Here is a 21,100-nt window from a genome sequence, read left to right on the forward strand (position 1 = left end):
CAGTGTCTCAGCCTGTCGTGATCCATCCAACTGTCTCAATCCAGTCCATGCCGCAGGCTCGCCGCCGCCGCGAAAGGTCCGATCACGAGGCTCGCCAGCGATAGCGCGCAGAGGATCGAGAATGGCGTCGAGAATGACAACTGTCCGGCGATGGCCGCATTCGAGGCCGCAACGCCGAAAATCAGCACCGGTATCGATAACGGCAACACCAGCACCGCCAGCAAGAGCCCTCCGCGCTGCAGCGTCACCGCCAGCGCGGCCCCGATCATGCCGGTGAAGGTCAGCGCCGGCGTGCCCGCCAACAGCGTCAGGGCGACCGCCAGCGTCGCCGATCCGTCGAGATTGAGCAGCAGCCCCAGCACTGGCGTCGCGACGATCAGCGGCACGCCCGCGGCCAGCCAGTGTGCAAGAGCCTTGGCGGCGCAGGCGAGTTCCAGTGGCGTCCGGCTCATCAGAATGAGATCCAGCGAGCCATCGTCGTGATCGGCGGTAAACAACCGGTCCAGCGTCAGCAGGCTCGCGAGCAGCGCCCCGAGCCAAAGAATCGCCGGCCCCAGCCGTGCCAGCAGCGCCAGATCCGGCCCCAGCGCGAAAGGCATCAGGACGACAACCGTCAGAAAGAACAGCACACCGATCAGCGCCCCGCCGCCAACCCGGACGGCAATGCGGATATCGCGTCGAATCAACGCGCCAAGGGCACTCACGCCTCGCCCCCGATGCGCAACTCCCGGGCGGGAATGCCGAGCGGACCATGGGTCGCGGCAATAACCAGTCCGCCCGATGCGAGATGATCCGTCATCAGCCCAGCAAACACTCGCTGGCTGGCGAGATCCAGCGCTGCGGTCGGTTCGTCGAGCAGCCAGATCGGACGGCGGACGGCCAGCAGACGCGCAATTGACAGCCGGCGGCGCTGGCCGGCCGACAAGAAACCCGCGGGCAATGCTGCGGCATGGGAGAGGCCTACTGCTGCAATGCACGTGGCTGGATCGGCCGGCCTGCCACCGAGGAAGTCGGCCCAGAAGGTCAGGTTTTCCATCACCGTCAAAGCCGGTTTCATGGCGTCGCGGTGGCCCAGGTAATGGGCCTGTTCGGCAACGGTCATTTCGCCGTCGCCGCCCTCGAGAGTGATGGAGCCCTCGGCCGGCGCCAGCAGGCCTGCGATCAACCGCAGCAACGAAGTTTTGCCTGCCCCGTTAGGGCCAATGACCGCCACGGCCGTGCCTGCCGTGGCATCGAAATCGAGCCCGGCGAAGACTTCGCGGCCGCCCCGCAGGCATCGTAAATTGCGCCCCGAGAGCCGCATCTTAACCCTTCCATGACGATCTGATTTGGCTCAGAGGTCGCCGCGGCGTTGTTGCATCATTTCGCAGGGCTGCAAACGATTGTCGATATGGCAGCGGTTCTAGAAAGATTCTATAAGTCGGAACTTGATGCAGCACACAATCGGCGCCTGCGAGCAAACCGGCCTTCTCCGCCGACGGTGTCTCGGTACCATTTTCCGGGTATCGGTCAACTGAATTGGGACCCCTTCACATGACCTCGCTCGACAGTTTCAAGTGCCAAAAAACCCTCAAGGTGGGCGCTAAAACTTACGTGTACTACAGCCTGCCGCTCGCTGAGAAAAATGGTCTGACAGGCATTTCGAAGCTGCCCTATTCGATGAAGGTCCTGCTGGAAAACCTGCTGCGCAACGAGGACGGCCGCAGCGTCAAGAAGGAAGACATCGTTGCTTTCTCGAAATGGCTGAAGAAGCGCAAGCTTGAGCACGAAATCTCGTTCCGCCCTGCGCGCGTGCTGATGCAGGACTTCACCGGCGTCCCGGCGGTGGTCGATCTCGCTGCCATGCGTAATGCGATGCAGGCGCTGAAGGGCGATCCCAAGAAGATCAACCCGCTGGTCCCGGTCGATCTGGTCATCGACCACTCGGTGATCGTGAACTTCTTCGGTGACAACAAGGCGTTCGGCAAGAACGTCGCCGAAGAGTACAAGCAGAACAAGGAGCGCTACGAGTTCCTGAAGTGGGGCCAGAGCGCGTTCTCGAATTTCTCCGTCGTGCCGCCCGGCACCGGCATCTGCCATCAGGTCAATCTCGAATATCTCGCCCAGACCGTCTGGACGAAGAAGCAGAAGATGACGGTCGGTAAGAAGACCGGCACCTTCGAGGTCGCCTATCCGGACACGCTGGTCGGCACCGACTCGCACACCACCATGGTCAACGGCCTCGCCGTGCTCGGCTGGGGCGTCGGCGGCATCGAGGCGGAAGCCGCGATGCTCGGCCAGCCGCAGTCGATGCTGCTGCCCGACGTGGTCGGCTTCAAGCTGTCGGGCGCACTCAAGGAAGGCGTCACCGCCACCGACCTCGTGCTCACCGTCACCCAGATGCTGCGCAAGCAGGGCGTCGTCGGCAAGTTCGTGGAATTCTACGGCCCCGGCCTCGACGCCATGTCGGTCGCTGACAAGGCGACAATCGGAAATATGGCGCCGGAATATGGCGCGACCTGCGGCTTCTTCCCGGTCGATGCCGCCACCATCGACTATCTGAAAACTTCGGGCCGCAAATCGGCGCGTGTCGCACTGGTTGCCGCTTATGCCAAGGCGCAGGGCCTGTACCGCACCGCCAAGTCGCCCGATCCGGTGTTCACCGAAACGCTGAAGCTCGATCTCGGCGACGTAGTACCCTCGATGGCCGGCCCGAAGCGTCCCGAAGGCCGCGTCGCACTGCCCGCCATCGCCGAAGGCTTCTCTGCCGCGCTAACCACCGAATACAAGAAGCCGGATAACCACAACGCGCGCTTCCCCGTCGAGGGCAAGAACTTCGATGTCGGCCATGGCGATGTGGTGATCGCTGCCATCACCTCCTGCACCAACACCTCGAATCCGAGCGTGCTGATCGCCGCCGGCCTGCTGGCACGTAACGCCGTGGCCAAGGGCCTCAAGACCAAGCCGTGGGTGAAGACCTCGCTGGCGCCGGGCTCGCAGGTCGTCGCTGAATATCTCGCCAATTCCGGCTTGCAGCTCGACCTCGACAAGATCGGCTTCAACCTCGTCGGCTTCGGCTGTACCACCTGTATCGGCAATTCCGGCCCGCTGCCGCCGGAGATTTCGAAGTCGATCAACGACAACGGCATCGTTGCCGCAGCGGTTCTCTCGGGCAACCGTAACTTCGAGGGTCGCGTCTCGCCGGACGTGCAGGCAAACTATCTCGCCTCGCCGCCGCTGGTCGTCGCGCACGCACTTGCCGGTACGGTGACCAAGAATCTCGCGATCGAGCCGATCGGCGAAGGCAAAGATGGCAAGCCGGTGTTCCTGAAAGACATCTGGCCGACCACGAAGGATATCAACGCCTTCATCAAGAAGTACGTGACGTCGACGATCTTCAAGAAGAAGTACGCAAACGTGTTCGACGGTGACGCCAACTGGCGCAAGATCAAGACGGTCGAGAGCGAGACCTACAAGTGGAACATGGGTTCGACCTATGTGCAGAACCCGCCCTACTTCGAAGGCATGAAGAAGGAGCCGGAGCCGACCACTGACATCGTCGATGCGCGCATCCTGGCTTTGTTCGGCGACAAGATCACCACCGACCACATCTCGCCGGCCGGCTCTATCAAGCTCACCTCGCCTGCTGGCAAGTATCTGTCGGAGCATCAGGTGCGCCCGGCCGACTTCAACCAGTACGGCACGCGCCGCGGCAACCACGAAGTGATGATGCGCGGCACCTTTGCCAATATCCGCATCAAGAACTTCATGATGCAGGGTGCTGACGGCAACGTACCGGAAGGCGGCATGACCAAGCACTGGCCCGATGGCGAAGCGATGTCGATCTACGACGCCGCGATGAAGTACCAGGCCGAGCAGGTGCCGCTGGTCGTGTTCGGCGGCGCCGAATACGGCAACGGCTCGTCGCGCGACTGGGCTGCGAAGGGCACCCGTCTGCTCGGCGTTCGCGCCGTGATTACCGAAAGCTTCGAACGTATTCACCGATCCAATCTGGTCGGCATGGGCATTCTGCCGCTAACCTTCGAGAACGGCTCATCGTGGAAGAAGCTCGGCCTCAAGGGCGACGAGAAGGTCACGATCCGCGGCCTGACGGGCGACATCAAGCCGCGCCAGCAGATGGTGGCGGAAATCGTGTCGGCCGATGGCTCACTCCACAAGGAGACGCTGCTCTGCCGCATCGATACGCTGGACGAGCTCGAATATTACCGCAATGGCGGCATCCTGCATTACGTGCTGCGTCAGCTTGCAGCCTGACGCCCATACGTGGTGTGACGTAGTGCCTCACCGCGAAGTGAGTGGCTAGTGAACAGAAGGCGGCCTATGAAGGGCCGCCTTCTGGCGTTTGAGGGCATGAACGTGTTAGCGACACCAATGTGCGACACCGTCTGTTATGTGTCTCACCTCGAGCGTGGCAAAACCTCATGAAATCCTTTGGCGGCATATCGCAGTGGACCGGCGCGCTCAGCGTGTGCGCCGCCATTGCAGCAAGCGGTAGCGCGCTGGCCCAGCCTAGGGCCGTGGTGGAGCTGTTTACCTCGCAAGGTTGCTCGTCCTGCCCGCCTGCAGACAAGATCATCGGCGACCTCGCCAAAGACCCATCCGTGATCGCATTGAGCATGCCGATCGACTACTGGGACTACCTGGGCTGGAAGGACACGCTGGCCGACTCGCGTTTCAGCGCGCGGCAGAAGGCCTATTCACAGATGCGCGGCGATCGCGACGTCTACACGCCGCAAGTCGTCGTCAACGGCGCCACTCAGGTGATCGGCAGCGATGCCGATCGTATCCAGGGCGCGATCAGCGAAACCAAGAAAGGCACCGTGATGACGGTGCCGGTGTCGATGTCGGTTTCCGGCAAACACGTCAACGTGTCCGTTGCCGCATCGAGCAATGCGCCGGATACGGCGCATGGCGAAGTCTGGATCTGTTCCGTGTCGAAGGCAGTGCCGATCACGGTCGGGCGCGGCGAGAATCGCGGCAAGCAACTGACCTACTACAATGTCGTCCGGAACTGGCTGAAGGTCGGTGACTGGACCGGCAACGCCGCCAACTGGACGCTGCCGCTGGAGAACATCTCCAGGGATGGGGTCGATGCCGCCGTCGTTTATGTGCAAGACGGCACGCGCGACAAGCCCGGCGCGATGCGCGGCGCGGCTTATACGTCGCTACAGTAAGTCTTCAGATTGATAACTTCGGTAGCTGCTGCGCTTACGCGTGGCATGCCCGCACCATTGTGAGCCCTCGGCGAAGACTGGATTGCTTCGTCGCTTCGCCTATCGCAATGACGCTTGATGGTCTCGCAAAAGCATCCACCAAAAAGAAAAGGACCAACTTGCGTTGGCCCAGTGGGGATTAACTTCCTGCGCAGGGTCCGATCCCAACGACCGCGGGGGGCTGGGGGCTGAGGAATCCGAGACCGGAAGAACCGGACCCGACGCAGTATCTTCTTGTCGCAATCCAGAAGGGCGCCCGATGGGCCAAAATTTGGCGGCAATAAGATTCACCTGACGTTCCCGTGACGGGAAATTTCTACCATCGGGCCTGCGGATCGGCCCTTGCAGAGGACCGCGGTCGGCGCGATCATGTCGACGATATGACAGGAGGCGCTGCATGAATGTGATTCCGGGAGATACTGAGCCCACCGAGAATCGCGCGGCGACGGGCTCTGCCGCCGCCGCACCCGTCGTCAGCTTCAATCGCCTTGAGCTCAGTCGCATCCTCAACCTGTACGGCCGTATGGTCTCCGACGGCGAGTGGCGCGATTACGCCATCGACTTTCTGCGCGACCGCGCGGTGTTCTCGGTGTTCCGCCGCTCGTCGGAAGTGCCGCTCTATCGCATAGAGAAAGATCCGCGACTGGCGCGCAAGCAGGGCATGTATAGCGTGATTTCGGCCAGCGGCATGATTCTGCGCCGCGGCCAGGAACTCGACCGCGTGCTCCTGGTGATCGATCGCAAGCTGGCGGTGGTGTAATCGATTCGCAGAGCGTCAGGGCAGCGTGCGGGCGCCGTCGCCAAGTGCGAGCTGCATCGAAACGGTATCAAGCCAGCGATCGAACTTGAACCCGACATCGGTATGCACCCCAACCATCTGAAATCCGGCATTGCGATGAACCGCGATGGAGCCAGCATTCGCGCTGTCACCGATCACGGCGACCATCTGGCGGTAGCCGCGGCTCTCGCATTCGGCGATCAACCGCGCGAGAAGTTTGCCGCCAACGCCTCGCCGTTGGGCTTTCGGATCGAGATAAATCGAATTCTCGACGGTAAAGCGATAGGCCGGTCGCGGGCGATGCGCGCTGGCATAGGCATAGCCGACAACCCGGCCTTCCAGCACAGCCGCGAGATACGGATAGCCCCCGCTCACCATCCCCTCGAAACGCCGCGTCATCTCGGCCAAATCCGGCGGGATCAGTTCGAACGTGGCCGTGCCGAACTGCACCGCCTCGGCATAGATCGCGGTGATCGCGGGCAGATCTGCCGCCGTGGCGGGCCTGATTTCAATATCGGACATGGCGCTGAGACTATTTTTGCTCCACCCAAAAGAAAAGCCCCGGCCTTTCGGCCGGGGCTAAGATCTTCTCTATGCTCTGAGCTTATTCGCGCTGTCCGAGCAGCTGCAGCAGCAGCGTGAACAGGTTGATGAAGTTCAAGTAGAGCGACAGGGCACCGGTGATCGCCGCGCGCTCGGCGATATCACCGCCCTGCGAGGCGTAACCGTAGATGTAGTCGTTCTTCAACCGCTGGGTATCGTAGGCAGTGAGGCCCGCGAAGATCAGCACACCGACGACCGACACGATGAACTGCAGCATCGACGAAGCGACGAAGATGTTCACGACGCTCGCGATGATGATGCCGAACAGGCCCATCAGCAGGAACGAGCCCATGCCCGTCATGTCACGCTTGGTAGTGTAGCCGTAAAGGCTCAGCGCACCGAACGAGGCAGCGGTGATGAAGAACACCCGCACGATCGACGTGTGCGTGTACACCAGGAAGATCGACGACAGCGAGATGCCCATCAGAGCCGCGAAGGCCCAGAACAGCAACTGCGCAGTAGCCGGCTTCAGCCGGTTGATGCCGAACGAGATGGCGAACACCATGACCAGAGGCGCCAGGATGAACACCCACTTCAGCGGGCTCACGAACATCGCATAGCCGAACGGCGTCAGGTAGGAGCTACCGATCCGGGCAGCAGCGCCCGACGGATCGGTCGTGACAGCCGCCATGTACACGCCGAGAGCAGCGAGGCCGGTGATGGCCAGACCGATCGTCATGTAGTTGTAGATGCGCAGCATGTAGGAGCGCAGTCCGGCGTCCACGGCAGCGGCATCGCGCGCGCCGGCCCGGCCGAAGGGGGAAGCATAGTTACGGTCTAGATCCGACATGGTCGAAACCTCGATGTTGTCCGGCTGATCGCAAAGGGTTCGCGTCGCCGGTTCGAATTATATCCCAGATATCTGCGCTTCCTGACACTAAACTCGATTTAATAAAAAATCGATGTCATCTGCGCTCGATGCCTGACCCATAGGGTATGTGGTAAACTAACACATTCGCTGCAAGCTTCCACGCGTGGCGGAATGTCGCTCCGATTTACATTCAGGCAACCGGGTAAACTTTCAGCCTGACGCAAGCTTGGCGATTTCTCAGTCATTTTGCACGAATCAGCCCGCGCAAAGGCTGCTTCGTGTCAAAACGGATCACAAATTCCGTAACACGGTGGCTGGCTTCTGGTTCAAGGCTACCAACGTACCCACCAGGCCCAGGCCCACTGTGACAATTAGCGCCGCCAGCACGACGCCAGCCGCGCTGCCGGCCTGCCAGACGAAGCTCAGCGTCATCAGGCGCGTGACGATCAGCCACGCCGCCACCGAGCCGGCGATGACCCCAAACACCGCCGTGGCCAGGCCGATCATCAGATATTCGAGTGCATAGGCACCCAGAAGCCGCGCACGCGTGGCGCCGAGGGTCTTGAGGATCACGGCGTCATAGACGCGATGCCGGTGACCGGCGGCCAGCGCGCCACCGAGCACGAGGATGGCCGAGAGCAGCGTCACCGCGCTGGTACCGCGGATCGCCAGCACGAGATTTGTGACAACCGATCCCACAGTGTCGAGCGCTTCCCGGACCCGCACGGTGGTGATCATCGGGAATGCGTCGGCCACCGCCTTGACCAGACCGGCGTCTTGGGACGGATCGGACTTCGGTTCGGTCAGCGTGGCAATATGGGTATGCGGCGCACCGCGGAAGGTATTGGGCGAGAACACCAGGACGAAATTGATGCCGAGGCTCTGCCAGTCGACGGACCGCATATTGCCGATCCTGGCGGTGATATCGCGGCCGAGCACGTTGACGGTGACCTCGTCGCCCAGTTTGAGCCCGAGCCCGTCGGCCAGCTTCTTCTCGAACGACACCAGTGGCGGGCCGCTATAGTCGGGCGCCCACCATTCGCCCTCGACCAGCTTGGAGCCACGCGGAACCTCGTTGGTGTAGCTGAGGCCGCGGTCGCTCTGCAGCACCCATTCGGCATCGGATGACGGTTTGAGGTCTTCCGCCTTGACGCCGCGCGCGGCGACGATCCGGCCGCGCAACATCGGCACATCCTCGACGGTCGACTGCGGCTGCTTCTCCCTGAGAAACGCGCTGAAGCGGTCGGCATCGGTTGAGGGAATGTCGATGAAATAGAACGAAGGCGCCTTCTCCGGCAGCGCTGCCATGAACTGCCGGCGCAGATTGCCGTCGATCTGGGTGACGGTCACCAGCACCGTCAGGCCAAGTCCGAGCGACATCACCACCGACGGCGTCAGCGCGCCCGGCCGGTAGATATTGGCAATAGCCAGCCGCAGCATGGTCATGCTCGGCCGCGGTAATTTGCGCGCAAAAGCCATCAATGCGCCGGCGATACCGCGCAGCAAGGCGAACACGACCATCGACGATACCACAAATACGGCAGCGACGCGTTTGTCGTAAGCGAGCCCGACCACCACCGCGATCAGTAGCCCGACCACGAGTGCCATCCAGAGCATATAGCGCAGCTTCGGCCGGTGCGATTCCGTCAGTGCCGCATCACGAAACAGCGCCGCAACCGGCACGTCGTGTACGCGCGCCAAGGGCCATAGGCCGAAGGCCAGCGCCGTCAGCAGCCCGTACAGTAGCGACAACGCCAGCTCACCGAGATGAAGCGCCGGCACCACCGGCAGCGGCAGCAGCTTGCCAAACAGGCCGACAATGGCAAACGGCAGGGACGCACCGACCACCATGCCGATCAGCGAGCCGATCACCGCCAGCACCAGTACCTGGGTGAGGTAGATCGCGAATACGTCGCGGCCGGTCGCACCAAGCGCTTTCAACGACGCGATGACATCGCGGCGGCGATCGATATGGCTCTTCACGGCATTGGCGACGCCGACGCCGCCGACCAGCAGGGACGCGAGGCCGACCAACGTCAGGAACTGGGTGAATCGCGTGATGGTACGCTCAAGCTGCGGCGACGCGTTGTCGCGCGAACGGATTTCCCAGCCGGCTTGCGGCAATTGGGCACGCGCATCGTCGGCCAGCGCCTTGGCAGCGCGATCGCCGGAAACGGTGTCCGGCAGGCGAACACGATAGATCCAGCGCACCAGACTGCCGGGCTGCAGAAGCTTGGTGGCGCGCAGAGCGTCCTCACTGGTGAGGAAACGCGGCGCGAACCCGACACCGCCAGCGAGTTTGTCGGGCTCCGCTGAAATTTCGCTGCGAAGCTCGAACGTCGCATTACCGACCGTGAGGCGGTCACCGACCTTGAGGCCTAGCCGGGCCATCAATGTCGTATCCGTCGCGGCGCCATAGGCCCCGTCGCGTTCGGCGAGCAGATCGCTCATCGGCATGTCGGGCGCCAGGGTCGCCTTGCCGAGCAAGGGATAGCTGCCATCGACGGCCTTGATCTCAACAAGCGCAAGATTGCCGTCCTGCGCGCGCGCCATGCCGCGCAGCGTTGCGGCAACCGACACTGCACCGCGTGCGCGCAAGAAGGCGAGTTCTTCCGGCTTGGCCTCACGCTGCATCAGCGAGAATGCCACGTCGCCGCCGAGCAGCGTACGGCCTTCGCGCGCCACGCCCTCGCCCAAACTTGCCGCGACCGAACCAACGCCTGCGATGGCCATGACGCCCAGCGCGATGCAGGCGATGAAAACGTAGAAGCCGCGCAGGCCGCTGCGCATCTCGCGGAAAGCGTAACGCAACGCCAGCGACGGGCCTCGGCTGTTAGGAATGGTCTCGGTGATGGTCATCGGATCAGGCCGTCTCGACCCAGTTGCGCTCGGTGGCGGGCCCATCGATCCGGCCGGAACGTAATCGCACCACGCGGTCGCAGCGATGCGCCAGCGTATTGTCGTGCGTCACCAGCACCAGCGTCATGCCGCGCTGCGCGTGCTGCGCGAACAAGAGATCGACGATCTGGCCGCCGGTGGATTCGTCGAGATTGCCAGTCGGCTCGTCGGCGACCAGGATCGCGGGATCCGGCGCCAATGCGCGCGCCAGCGCGACGCGCTGCTGTTCGCCACCGGAAAGCTGGGTCGGATAGTGATGCAGACGGGCGCCGAGACCGACCGCTTCCAGCTCGCGCGCCGCACGGCCGGCTGGGTCGGGATGACCTGCCAGCTCCAGCGGCACCGCGACATTCTCCAGCGCCGTCATGGTCGGGATCAGGTGAAAGGACTGGAAGACAATGCCGACATGACGGCCACGAAACCGCGCCAATCCGTCCTCATCGAGATCATTGAAAGAGGTGCCATTGACCACCACCTGACCGGAGTCAGGACGCTCCAGCCCCGCCATCACCATCAGCAGCGTGGACTTGCCGGAGCCCGACGGGCCAATCAGCCCGATCGCTTCACCCGATCCGACGCGCAGGCTGATATCCTTGAGGATATGCACCCGCGCGGCGCCGGTGCCGAGCGAGAGGTTGATGTTAGAGATTGAAATGGTGTCCGGCGAAACGCCGGCCGATGATGAGGCTTCAATGAAAGTATCCATGCGAGCTTCATATGGCACTTCGTTTGCGGCGGTCGAGGGGCTGCTGCGCACGTTTATGTGGCTGGTCGTCGCCGGGCTGACGGTCGCACTTCCGATCCCCACCGCTACGGCGCAGACGGCCGCCACCGGCACGGCCAAGCCCGTCAAACTGGTCGTGCTGGGGGACTCCCTGAGTGCAGGTTATGGCCTGCCGGCGGCAGCCGCGTTTCCGGTCCGGCTACAAAAGGCCATGAAGGACAAGGGGATAGAGGTCGAGATGATCAATGCCGGTGTATCCGGGGATACCACTTCGGGCGGCCTCGGGCGGCTCGACTGGTCGGTGCCCGAGGGGACGCAGGGCGTGATCATCGAACTCGGCGCCAACGACGCGCTGCGCGGTACAGATCCGAAAGTCCCGCGCGCGGCATTGACCGAGATATTGACGCGACTGAAGGCCCGCAACGTCGCCGTGCTTCTCTGCGGCATGGTAGCACCGCCGAACTATGGCGCCGACTATGCGGAAAAGTTCAATTCGATCTATCCGGATCTGGCCAAGCAATTTGGCGTGCCGCTCTATTCGTTCTTTCTCGAAGGCGTCGCCGGTGACAGTAAACTCAACCAGGCCGACGCGATGCATCCGACAGCGGAGGGCGTCGACATCGTCGTGAAAAACATCCTGCCCAGCGTCGAGGCATTTGTCGGCACGATCGCTGGGCAACGCAGTTGAGAAACAGGCAGCCTCAACCTTAATGACGGTTTTTCACGGAACCTTCATGCACCGAGCGCGGCATCTGCTTCGCAGAGTCACAGAAGTCGGGTAAAAAAAGACATCGGTGATTCGTCACCGGCTCGTTTGTTCGGGCATGATTTTCGCCGAGGGGTGCGGGCGTGCATAAGCACACCGTAGTCAGCACCTTTCGGCGAAAATCGCGCCCCGGCAAAGAGGAGCTGACTATGCCGCGTTTGTTCGCCGGACTGGAGATACCAGCCGAGATCGGCCAGACATTGGCCAATTTGCGTGGCGGCCTGCCAGGCGCACGCTGGATCGATCCCGAAAATTATCATGTCACGCTTCGCTTCATCGGCGATATCGATGGCGTTTCCGCCAACGAAATCGCCGATCTGATGTCACGCGTGGAGCGCAGACCCTTCGAGGTCGCGGTGCGTGGCCTTTCGAGCTTCGGCGGCAAGAAACCCCGCGCTGTCGTCGCTGCGGTCGAGCCGAGCCGTCCGCTGCTTGAACTGCAATCCGAACTGGAACGGCTGGTGCGCCGCTGCGGGCTCGAGCCCGAGGGCCGCAAATTCACGCCGCATGTCACGCTGGCCAGACTGCGAGATTCCTGCGACCGCGACGTCGCCGACTATCTTTCGGTGCGGGGCTACTTCCCGACGAAGATCTTCACCGCCTCGCGCTTCGTGCTGTTCTCCTCGCGGGCATCCACGGGCGGCGGCCCTTATCTGGTCGAGGATTCCTACGCGCTCTGCGCATGAGCGCATATCCGCTCGACCAATTCGCATCTTGCATTTTCCGGGCGCATGGGGCCGTTAGGGCCCCATGTCGTCCAGCCCTCCACAATCCTTCCGCGAACAATATCAAGCCCTGGTAGCCTCCGGCGCTATCGAGGCTGACCCGGCGCAGGCCGGCGCCGTCGAGGCCATCGCGGCGCTCGACGTTGCGCTGTCCACTTATAAGCCACCGCGCAAGCAGGGCTTCTTCGGACGCCTGTTCGGCGACAAGGATATGCAACCGCCGCGCGGTCTTTACGTCCATGGCGAGGTCGGCCGCGGCAAGACCATGCTGATGGACCTGTTCTTCGAAGCCAGCGCGGTCACGCACAAGCGTCGCGCCCATTTCCATGAGTTCATGGCCGACACCCATGAGCGCATCTATAATTTTCGCCAGAAAATCGCGGGCGGCGAGCTGCCCGACGGCGATGTCATCGCGCTGACGGCGAATTCGATCTTCGAGGAAGCCTGGCTCCTCTGCTTCGACGAATTTCACGTCACCGACATCGCCGATGCGATGATCCTCGGCCGACTGTTCGCACGGCTGTTCGAACTCGGCACCGTCGTCTTCGCGACGTCCAATGTCGAACCCGTCAATCTTTACAAAGGCGGCCTCAACCGCGCGCTGTTTTTGCCGTTCATCAAACAGATCGAAGATCATATGGAAGTGCGCAAACTGGATTCGCGCACAGACTATCGATTGGAAAAGCTGGCCGGCGTAAAGAGCTGGCTGGTGCCGGACGATGATGCAGCAAAGGCTGCGCTCGACAAGGCCTGGGCAAAGCTCACGGGCGGCGCACCGGCAAAGTCGCGTGAAATCTCGATCAAGGGCCGCACGCTGCGCGTTCCCCTGGAAGCGCAGGGCGTGGCCCGGTTTTCATTTGGCGACCTCTGCGAGAAGCCGCTTGGCGCGTCAGACTACCTGAAACTGGCGCACGACTATCACACGCTGTTCATCGAACATATTCCGATGATGGACTACGGCGACCGCAACGCCGCCAAACGCTTCATCGCACTCATCGACACGCTCTATGACAATGCCGTGAAGCTGATGGCCTCGGCGGCCGGCGAACCGCACGCGCTGTATCAGGCCAGCGAAGGTTTCGAGGCAATGGAATTCGCGCGGACCGCGTCGCGGCTGTTCGAGATGGGTTCAGAAACATATCTGGCCCTGCCCCATGGCCGCAGCGATTCCACCGCGTCAGGCGCCACCACCGGCCTGGTCGAAACCTGACGCGCGCGATCAGATCGATATCAAAGCGGAATCGGTACTTTCGCGAGCGATTCCAATTTCCAGTTCACTCATAATAATTTGCATTGCAGGCCGGCGCTCGACAATTGGGCAGGCTCCGACTTGAACGGTGTCCGCGAAAGGGATAACCAGCCTGTCAGCATTTCCTGCTCCCTCCCTACCCCTTCGGGCTTAAAGGATAGATTTCCCATGGCGCGTAACAAAATCGCATTGATTGGTTCTGGTCAGATCGGCGGAACACTTGCTCACCTCGTCGGCCTGAAAGAACTCGGCGACGTCGTGATGTTCGACATTGCGGAAGGCGTGCCGCAGGGCAAATCGCTCGATCTCGCGCAGTCCTCACCGGTCGACGGCTTCGACGCCAAGCTGACCGGCGCCAACTCCTATGAAGCGATCGAAGGTTCGGACGTCATCATCGTCACCGCCGGCGTGCCGCGCAAGCCGGGCATGAGCCGCGACGACTTGCTCTCGATCAACCTCAAGGTGATGGAGCAGGTTGGCGCAGGCATCAAGAAGTACGCCCCGAATGCCTTCGTGATCTGTATTACCAATCCGCTCGATGCGATGGTCTGGGCGCTGCAGAAGGCTTGCGGCCTTCCAGCAAACAAGGTCGTCGGCATGGCGGGCGTGCTGGACTCGGCGCGCTTTCGCTACTTCCTGGCCGATGAATTCAATGTGTCGGTCGAAGACGTCACCGCTTTCGTGCTCGGTGGCCACGGCGACACCATGGTTCCGCTGGTCAAATATTCGACCGTTGCCGGCATTCCGCTGCCGGATCTGGTCAAGATGGGCTGGACCTCGCAGGCTCGCATCGACGAAATCGTCGACCGTACCCGTAACGGCGGCGCCGAGATCGTCAACCTGCTGAAGACCGGTTCGGCCTTCTACGCTCCGGCCGCTTCGGCCATCGCGATGGCCGAGAGCTATCTCAAGGACAAGAAGCGCGTTCTACCCTGCGCCGTTCACCTCAACGGTGAATACGGCGTCAAGGACATGTATGTCGGCGTTCCCGTTGTCATCGGTGCGAAGGGCGTCGAGCGCATCGTCGAGATCGAACTCCTCGGCAAGGACAAGGAAGGCTTCGACAAGTCGGTGGCTTCGGTGGTCGGCCTGATGGACGCCTGCAAGAAGATCGCACCCGACCTGCTCGGCTAAGATCAAGCTCACTTCACCGGCACCCTCTGGGTGCCGGTTTTGCATTTGACGACGTTGGCAAACACTGCAACGAACCCCTCAGCCAATTCGTCCGTCACGCGGAATTATCGTCGGCTTTGACTTGCAGCATGCTTGGTATACGGTATGCCAGTTTAAAGAAAATGACGTGAATTCCAAGTTCACCATCCGGGGTTCGGGAGCAACTTATGAATATCCATGAATATCAGGCGAAGGCCGTGCTGAAGGAATTCGGCGTGCCCGTTTCCAAGGGCGTGCCAATCCTCAAGGCCGAGGAAGCTGAAGCTGCCGCCAAGCAGCTGGGCGGTCCGTTGTGGGTGGTGAAGAGCCAGATCCACGCCGGCGGCCGCGGCAAGGGCAAGTTCAAGGAAGCATCGGCCGGCGACAAGGGCGGCGTCCGCCTCGCCAAGTCGATCGACGAGACCAAGCAGTTCGTCAAGGAAATGCTCGGCGCGACCCTCGTGACCGAACAGACCGGCCCCGCGGGCAAGCAGGTCAACCGGATCTATCTGGAAGACGGCTCGGACATCGAGAAGGAATTCTATCTCTCGCTGCTCGTCGACCGTGAGACCTCGCGCGTTGCTTTCGTGGTTTCCACCGAAGGTGGCATGAACATCGAGGAAGTCGCGCACAACACCCCGGACAAGATCGTGACCTTTTCGGTCGATCCGGCCACCGGCGTGATGGGCCACCACGGCCGCACCGTGGCTCAGGCGCTGGGCCTCAAGGGCGATCTCGCCAAGCAGGCCGAAAAACTGGTGTCGCAGCTCTACACTGCGTTCATCGCCAAGGACATGGACATGCTGGAGATCAATCCGCTGATCATCTCCAAGCAGGGCGAGCTGAAGTGCCTCGATGCCAAGATGTCGTTCGACTCGAACGCCCTGTATCGTCACCCGGAAATCGTCGCGCTGCGCGACACCACGGAAGAGGACGCGAAGGAAATCGAGGCATCGAAATATGACCTCGCTTACATCGCGCTCGACGGCACCATCGGCTGCATGGTCAACGGCGCCGGCCTCGCAATGGCTACGCTCGACATCATCAAGCTCTATGGCGAAAGCCCGGCCAACTTCCTCGACGTCGGTGGCGGCGCTTCCGAGGAGAAGGTGACTGCAGCGTTCAAGATCATCACTGCCGATCCGAACGTGAAGGGCATCCTGGTCAACATCTTCGGCGGCATCATGAAATGCGACGTCATCGCTGCCGGCGTTGTCGCCGCAGTGAAGGCTGTCGGCCTCCAGGTGCCACTGGTTGTCCGCCTCGAAGGTACCAATGTCGAGGAAGGCAAGAAGATCATTCGTGAATCCGGTCTCAACGTTCTGCCCGCCGACGATCTCGACGACGCCGCTCAGAAGATCGTCAACGCCGTGAAGGGAAAGTAAGCCGATGTCCGTCCTGATCGACAAGAACACCAAGGTCATCTGCCAGGGCTTTACCGGCAAGAACGGCACCTTCCACTCCGAACAGGCGATTGCCTACGGCACCAAGATGGTCGGTGGCACCTCGCCGGGCAAAGGCGGCTCGACGCATATCGGCCTGCCGGTATTCGACACCGTGGCCGAGGCTCGCGACAAGACCGGCGCCGATGCATCCGTGATCTATGTGCCGCCGCCGGGCGCAGCCGATGCGATCTGCGAAGCCATCGATGCGGAAATCCCGCTGATCGTCTGCATCACCGAAGGCATTCCGGTGCTCGACATGGTGCGCGTCAAGCGTTCGCTGTCCGGCTCCAAGTCACGCCTCATCGGGCCGAACTGCCCGGGCGTCGTCACCGCCGGCGAGTCGAAGATCGGCATCATGCCGGCCAACATCTTCAAGCCCGGCAGCGTCGGCATCCTGTCGCGCTCCGGCACGCTGACCTATGAAGCCGTGTTCCAGACCACCCAGGCCGGCCTCGGCCAGAGCTCGGCGGTCGGCATCGGAGGCGATCCGGTCAAGGGCACCGAATTCATCGACGTGCTCGAGATGTTCCTGGCCGACCCCAAGACCACCTCGATCATCATGATCGGCGAAATCGGTGGTTCGGCGGAAGAGGACGCGGCGCAGTTCATCAAGGACGAAGCTAAGCGCGGCCGCAAGAAGCCGATGGTCGGCTTCATCGGCGGCGTCACCGCACCTCCCGGCCGTCGCATGGGCCATGCCGGCGCCATCGTGTCGGGCGGCAAGGGCGACGCCCAGTCGAAGATCGCAGCCATGGAAGCCGCCGGCATCCGCGTCTCGCCGTCGCCGGCCCGCCTCGGCACCACGCTGGTGGATGTGCTGAAGGGCTAAGCTGAGCTCAAAAGCGCTGAGAATAAGAAAGGCCCGCTCGCGAGAGCGGGCCTTTTGTTTTGACACTCTGACTGGATCGCCCGGTCAAAGCGCGCAATTGCGCGCCAGGCCGGGCGACGACACTGGAGTTCTACGCCGCCTGCGCCTGCTTCTCGCCAACCAGCGGCAAACCTTCCTCGATTGGATACTTCGTATCGCGGCTCCATTCGTTCCACGAACCAAAATACATCCGGACATCAGCCACGCCGGCGTTCTTTAGCGCGAGAAACGTGTTCGACGCGCGTGCGCCCTTGAAGCAGTAAAGATAGACAGTGGTCGACGGCGTGATCCCGACAGTGGCGCATTCGGCGAGGATCTCGTTCTTCGACTTGAAGCGCGGACCTTCCGATGTCGGCTTCATCATGCGGTACCACTCGATCCAGACGGCGCCGGGAATGCGGCCCATGCGCGGGCAGAAGTCCTTGCCATAGGGCGACGAACTCTCGCCGATCCACTCGTCGACATCGCGCACGTCGAGAATGGCGATCGACGGATTGCCGAGCGCGCCCTGCATGGTGCCCGCATCGATCAGGATCGAGCCGGCTTCCGGCTTGATGGCGAAGGACGCTGCTGTCGGCGTCGGAACATCCGTGGTGGTCGGCAGGCCCTTCATGGTCCAGGCTTCAAAGCCGCCATGCAGAACCTTGATCTTGGGATAGCCGAGAAACTCCAGCAGGAAGTAGCCGCGGCAGGACTGGCCGAATCCCGAATTCATCGACTGTTCGTAGATCACCGCAGTCTCGCTGCCGGACAGGCCGGCACCGCCGAAGGCGGCAGCGAACTTCTTCTTCAGCTCGTCCATGCCTTCGGGCGTCGAGGTAGCGAGGAACGTAAAGATCTCATGGAGATTGACGGCGCCGGGGATATGCCCGGCCGCATAGGCGTCGGGATTGCGCGTGTCGATGATGACACAAGGTTCTGACTTCATGAACGTGACGAGGTCGTCTGCGGAAATGAGAACTTCAGCCATTGAAAGCCTCCACTGTGTTGAACCGTCGTTGTTGAGTCGTTTGTGCTGGATCGCCTGTCGTTTCGCCGTGACTTAAGTCAATTCGCTTTCCGTTCGCGTGATCGGGATCATTTGCATGATCGGGATCACGCCCCGCCCTGGTCTCCCTGATATTCGCGCGCATTGTCTGCGAGCATTTTTCTGAGCTGCTTGGTGGCGGGGGTGACGATCGCCACGAAATAGGCTTCGCGCAGTCGGCGCTGGGCGCGGTGCGATTTGAGATAGCCGCGCGCGCCACAATGCAGCATCGCTGCATGGGCTGCGGCGACGGCGGCGTCGCCGGCGCGCAGACGCAGTTCGACGACGCTGCGCCAATAGGCATTGCTCGTGTCAAAGGGTGTGGCGGCGAGCATCATCGTCTCGGCCTCCATTTTCGCGAGAAGCCCGGCGAAATCCTCGGGCTGCTGCGGCAGGAAGCAATTGACGTGGGCGAGCGACGGCTTGACGCTCTCCATGATAGCAACGCAATCGCGCACCAGTCCGAGTCCCATGCCCATCTGCATCAAGATGAATCCCGCGCGAATTCTCTTCACGAAGGGCATCGCCGGTGCCGCGAGCACCTGATCGTCTGGAATGAAGACGTCGCGAAATTGCACGGCGTAGGTGCCGGTGCCGTCCATCGCGAGGAACGGCTTGCACGGCGTCAGCGAGAGATTCTCGTCGGCGCAGTCGGCGAGGAACATCACCTTCTCGCCGGAGCCGTCATCGAGTTCAAAGATGGTGCCGAACATATGGTCGGGGCCAAGATTCGATACCCATGGCAGAGCACCGCGCACGATGTAACCGCCGTTAGTGCGGCGACCTTTCAGCTTGAGCTTCTCGATGCCAAAGAAGCTCTTCATCGGATTGGATAGGCCGGTGCCGCCAAGCAGCTTGCCCCTCGCGGCATCGCTCAGATACTTCGCCTTCAGTGCGGCGTTGTCGGAGTTGAGGATGTACCAGACCAGCGTGTTCTGGCACCACGCCATGAAGGCCGTGGAGCCGCAGGTCTCGCCGATGGTGGTGACGCCCGCGATGGTCTCGCCGAGATCGGCATGCGCCGACCAGGCACCGACATCGCCGAGATGACGCAATGCCTGAGCCGGATAGATCGTGCCCTCGTCGATCTCTAACGCGATCGGCGACAGATCGGTGCGCGCGACGACAGCTATTCGTTCAACGAGCGACGGTGTGTCGCCGGCCCCTTCAATATCGTCAGATTTCCGCAGCACTGCCGTCGTGGTCATGTCGATCTCCGTCACGCGCAAGGAAGAGAGACTGCGGCCGCATCGCTGCGGCCGCGCTAACTCACATTCAGGCAGAGACTTCGAGATTGACCGGGCGCGTAAACGTGTTGGCGACGGGCGACCACTTCTTGACGTGGGTGATCAGTGCATCGATCTCGGCCTGCGGAACGCCTTCGCATTCCATGTCGACCTTGATACGCACATCGGTAAAACCGACCGGCTTCTCGCTGATATCGCCGGTGCCCCAGACAGCTGTGATGTTGAGATCGCCTTCGAGCTGCAGTTCGAGTTTGTTGACGGTCCAACCACGATGCACGGCATTTGCGTGCAGACCGACGGCGATGCAGGAGCCAAGCGCCGCCAATGACGCCTCTGACGGATTCGGCGCAGTGTCGTCGCCGAGCAGCGCCGGCGGCTCATCGACGATATAGGGCGGCAGGTTGCGGATGTAGTTGGCGTGGCGGAACTTGCCCTCGGCCACCGTTTTGCACTTCAGCGTCTTGATGACATTGGGATTGGCTTTGCCGTTGGCGATCAGCTGTTCGAGGCCGCCTTTGTCGATCGGCGCGAGGCAGCCGGTCAGGGCGGTTTTGGCGGCAACAGCAGTCATTGGTTTTCTCCCTTGGGAATTGGAAAGATACAGAACGTTCTGTAGCTTTGCAGAAACCGTGCCAGCGTCGGCCGATGCGAAAATCATCGTGGGATCAGCGAGTTGCGCAATTGACGCAAAATGGGTCAGAGGCTGAACTGCCGCTTAGCGCGGCAAAAGCGTATTTACCCGCTCGAATATTGGTCAGGAACCGATGATCGCTTGCGCCGCGCGCGCGCCATGACATATGACAGGGCATGACTGATGCGATGCCGCAGGCTGTCGAAAGCAATGTTCCGCAGGTAACGCCGCGGGAGCGGCTGATGGACGCGGCAAGAAGGCTGTTCTGCAAGAATGGCATTAATGCCACCGGCATCGACGCCATCGTCAGTGAGGCTGGCACGGCCAAAACCACGCTCTACAAGAACTTCAAATCGAAGGACGATCTCGTCGACGCCGTGCTCAAGGCGGAAAGCGAGGCTTGGCGCGGCTGGTTCATTGCAGCCGTGGAACGCGCCAAAACCCCGCGTGAAAAGCTGGATTCGATCTTCCCCGCGCTGAAGAGCTGGTTTGCCGAAGAGACCTATTATGGCTGTGTTTTCATCAATGCAGTCGGCGAGCACTCCAAAGACGAGACCCGGCTGCGCGACATCACGATCCGGCACAAATCGTTCATTCTCAAGCACATCTCCGGACTGGCTGAGGCCGCCGGCGCCAAGAAGCCGGACTTTCTCGCGCACCAGATTGGCCTCTTGATGGATGGCGCCATCGTCGCCGCCATGGTGACCCGCGATCCGACTGTCGCGGACGCCGCCGGTATGGCCGCCAATGCCCTGCTCGACGAGGCCTGCGGACTGCCCAAAATCCGCCGCACCCGGCGCGCCGGACTGCAAGGCGGCGCTGCCGCTTTGGCCAAGGAAGACCTCAGTGTCGTCGACTGAAATCAGCGGACAAAATCTCGCGCACAAAGAATTGACGAAATATTCAGTTCTTCGTGCTTTTCAGGGCGCACATTCGGATTAAATAGGGTAGAAGCTCGCTCGA

19 protein-coding genes are annotated in these 21,100 nt (G+C 61.7%); 10 read left to right on the forward strand and 9 right to left on the reverse strand.

Going from position 1 to position 21,100, the window contains the following annotated elements:
• Positions 1-35: 35 nt before the first annotated feature.
• Both ccmB and ccmA read right to left on the reverse strand, forming a co-directional pair.
• Positions 36-704 (reverse strand): heme exporter protein CcmB, encoded by a 669-nt coding sequence (gene ccmB / locus BLW80_RS09450; protein WP_093757742.1) that lies wholly within the window; start codon positions 702-704, stop codon positions 36-38.
• A complete protein-coding gene (gene ccmA / locus BLW80_RS09455) occupies positions 701-1,303 on the reverse strand; it encodes a heme ABC exporter ATP-binding protein CcmA (protein WP_093757743.1) in 603 nt (200 codons plus the stop codon). Before ccmA ends, ccmB begins: the two co-directional genes overlap by 4 nt.
• Before the next feature lie 230 nt (positions 1,304-1,533).
• Here ccmA and acnA point away from each other — a divergent pair, with 230 nt between their 5' ends.
• The 3 genes from acnA (at position 1,534) to BLW80_RS09470 (ending at position 5,973) form a co-directional block, all read left to right on the forward strand.
• Positions 1,534-4,254, forward strand: a complete 2,721-nt coding sequence (gene acnA, locus BLW80_RS09460) for an aconitate hydratase AcnA (protein WP_093757744.1) — start codon at positions 1,534-1,536, stop codon at positions 4,252-4,254.
• 167 nt (positions 4,255-4,421) lie between these two features.
• Positions 4,422-5,174 carry a DUF1223 domain-containing protein gene (locus BLW80_RS09465; protein ID WP_089263293.1) on the forward strand — a complete coding sequence of 251 codons (753 nt, stop codon included), beginning with the start codon at positions 4,422-4,424 and terminating at the stop codon, positions 5,172-5,174.
• Between the two features lie 436 nt (positions 5,175-5,610).
• Positions 5,611-5,973, forward strand: coding sequence for a DUF2794 domain-containing protein (locus BLW80_RS09470; RefSeq protein ID WP_089263291.1), 363 nt, complete (start codon positions 5,611-5,613; stop codon positions 5,971-5,973).
• Between the two features lie 15 nt (positions 5,974-5,988).
• Here BLW80_RS09470 and BLW80_RS09475 read toward each other — a convergent pair whose 3' ends face one another.
• The 4 genes from BLW80_RS09475 to BLW80_RS09490 all read right to left on the reverse strand — a co-directional run bounded on the left by BLW80_RS09475 (position 5,989) and on the right by BLW80_RS09490 (position 11,009).
• A complete protein-coding gene (locus tag BLW80_RS09475; protein ID WP_089263290.1) occupies positions 5,989-6,513 on the reverse strand; it encodes a GNAT family N-acetyltransferase in 525 nt (174 codons plus the stop codon).
• An 82-nt stretch (positions 6,514-6,595) separates the two neighbouring features.
• Entirely contained in the window at positions 6,596-7,384 is a 789-nt protein-coding gene (locus tag BLW80_RS09480; protein ID WP_089263288.1) for a Bax inhibitor-1/YccA family protein, read from the reverse strand.
• Positions 7,385-7,696: 312 nt separating this feature from the next.
• Positions 7,697-10,264 carry an ABC transporter permease gene (locus BLW80_RS09485; RefSeq protein ID WP_093757745.1) on the reverse strand — a complete coding sequence of 856 codons (2,568 nt, stop codon included), beginning with the start codon at positions 10,262-10,264 and terminating at the stop codon, positions 7,697-7,699.
• A gap of 4 nt (positions 10,265-10,268) precedes the next feature.
• Entirely contained in the window at positions 10,269-11,009 is a 741-nt protein-coding gene (locus BLW80_RS09490; protein WP_089263284.1) for an ABC transporter ATP-binding protein, read from the reverse strand.
• Here BLW80_RS09490 and BLW80_RS09495 point away from each other — a divergent pair.
• The 6 genes from BLW80_RS09495 to sucD all read left to right on the forward strand — a co-directional run bounded on the left by BLW80_RS09495 (position 11,008) and on the right by sucD (position 17,193).
• Entirely contained in the window at positions 11,008-11,715 is a 708-nt protein-coding gene (locus BLW80_RS09495) for an arylesterase (protein ID WP_093757746.1), read from the forward strand. The two genes, BLW80_RS09490 and BLW80_RS09495, sit on opposite strands and share 2 nt — an antisense overlap.
• Before the next feature lie 227 nt (positions 11,716-11,942).
• Positions 11,943-12,479 (forward strand): RNA 2',3'-cyclic phosphodiesterase, encoded by a 537-nt coding sequence (gene thpR / locus BLW80_RS09500; RefSeq protein ID WP_089263280.1) that lies wholly within the window; start codon positions 11,943-11,945, stop codon positions 12,477-12,479.
• A gap of 64 nt (positions 12,480-12,543) precedes the next feature.
• Complete coding sequence (zapE, locus tag BLW80_RS09505) at positions 12,544-13,728, forward strand: cell division protein ZapE (RefSeq protein WP_093757747.1); 1,185 nt, start codon at positions 12,544-12,546, stop codon at positions 13,726-13,728.
• A gap of 207 nt (positions 13,729-13,935) precedes the next feature.
• Entirely contained in the window at positions 13,936-14,901 is a 966-nt protein-coding gene (mdh, locus tag BLW80_RS09510; protein ID WP_093757748.1) for a malate dehydrogenase, read from the forward strand.
• Between the two features lie 206 nt (positions 14,902-15,107).
• Positions 15,108-16,304 carry an ADP-forming succinate--CoA ligase subunit beta gene (gene sucC, locus BLW80_RS09515; protein WP_089263274.1) on the forward strand — a complete coding sequence of 399 codons (1,197 nt, stop codon included), beginning with the start codon at positions 15,108-15,110 and terminating at the stop codon, positions 16,302-16,304.
• 4 nt (positions 16,305-16,308) lie between these two features.
• A complete protein-coding gene (gene sucD / locus BLW80_RS09520; RefSeq protein WP_093757749.1) occupies positions 16,309-17,193 on the forward strand; it encodes a succinate--CoA ligase subunit alpha in 885 nt (294 codons plus the stop codon).
• Between the two features lie 130 nt (positions 17,194-17,323).
• On the opposite strand, the gene BLW80_RS09525 is transcribed toward sucD, so the two are convergent.
• The 3 genes from BLW80_RS09525 to BLW80_RS09535 form a co-directional block, all read right to left on the reverse strand.
• Positions 17,324-18,202, reverse strand: a complete 879-nt coding sequence (locus BLW80_RS09525; protein ID WP_093757750.1) for a sulfurtransferase — start codon at positions 18,200-18,202, stop codon at positions 17,324-17,326.
• A 125-nt stretch (positions 18,203-18,327) separates the two neighbouring features.
• On the reverse strand, positions 18,328-19,467 hold the full coding sequence (locus BLW80_RS09530; protein ID WP_093758196.1) for an acyl-CoA dehydrogenase family protein: 1,140 nt from the start codon (positions 19,465-19,467) through the stop codon (positions 18,328-18,330).
• Positions 19,468-19,534: 67 nt separating this feature from the next.
• Positions 19,535-20,077, reverse strand: coding sequence for an OsmC family protein (locus tag BLW80_RS09535; RefSeq protein WP_089263266.1), 543 nt, complete (start codon positions 20,075-20,077; stop codon positions 19,535-19,537).
• Positions 20,078-20,313: 236 nt separating this feature from the next.
• On the opposite strand from BLW80_RS09535, the gene BLW80_RS09540 reads away from it, so the two are divergent.
• Positions 20,314-20,997: a TetR/AcrR family transcriptional regulator gene (locus BLW80_RS09540; protein ID WP_093757751.1), complete on the forward strand. Its 684-nt coding sequence runs from the start codon at positions 20,314-20,316 to the stop codon at positions 20,995-20,997.
• The last annotated feature ends 103 nt before the right edge of the window (positions 20,998-21,100 follow it).

It is taken from the genome of Tardiphaga sp. OK245, from assembly GCF_900108575.1.
Taxonomy (GTDB): Bacteria; Pseudomonadota; Alphaproteobacteria; order Rhizobiales; family Xanthobacteraceae; genus Tardiphaga; species Tardiphaga robiniae.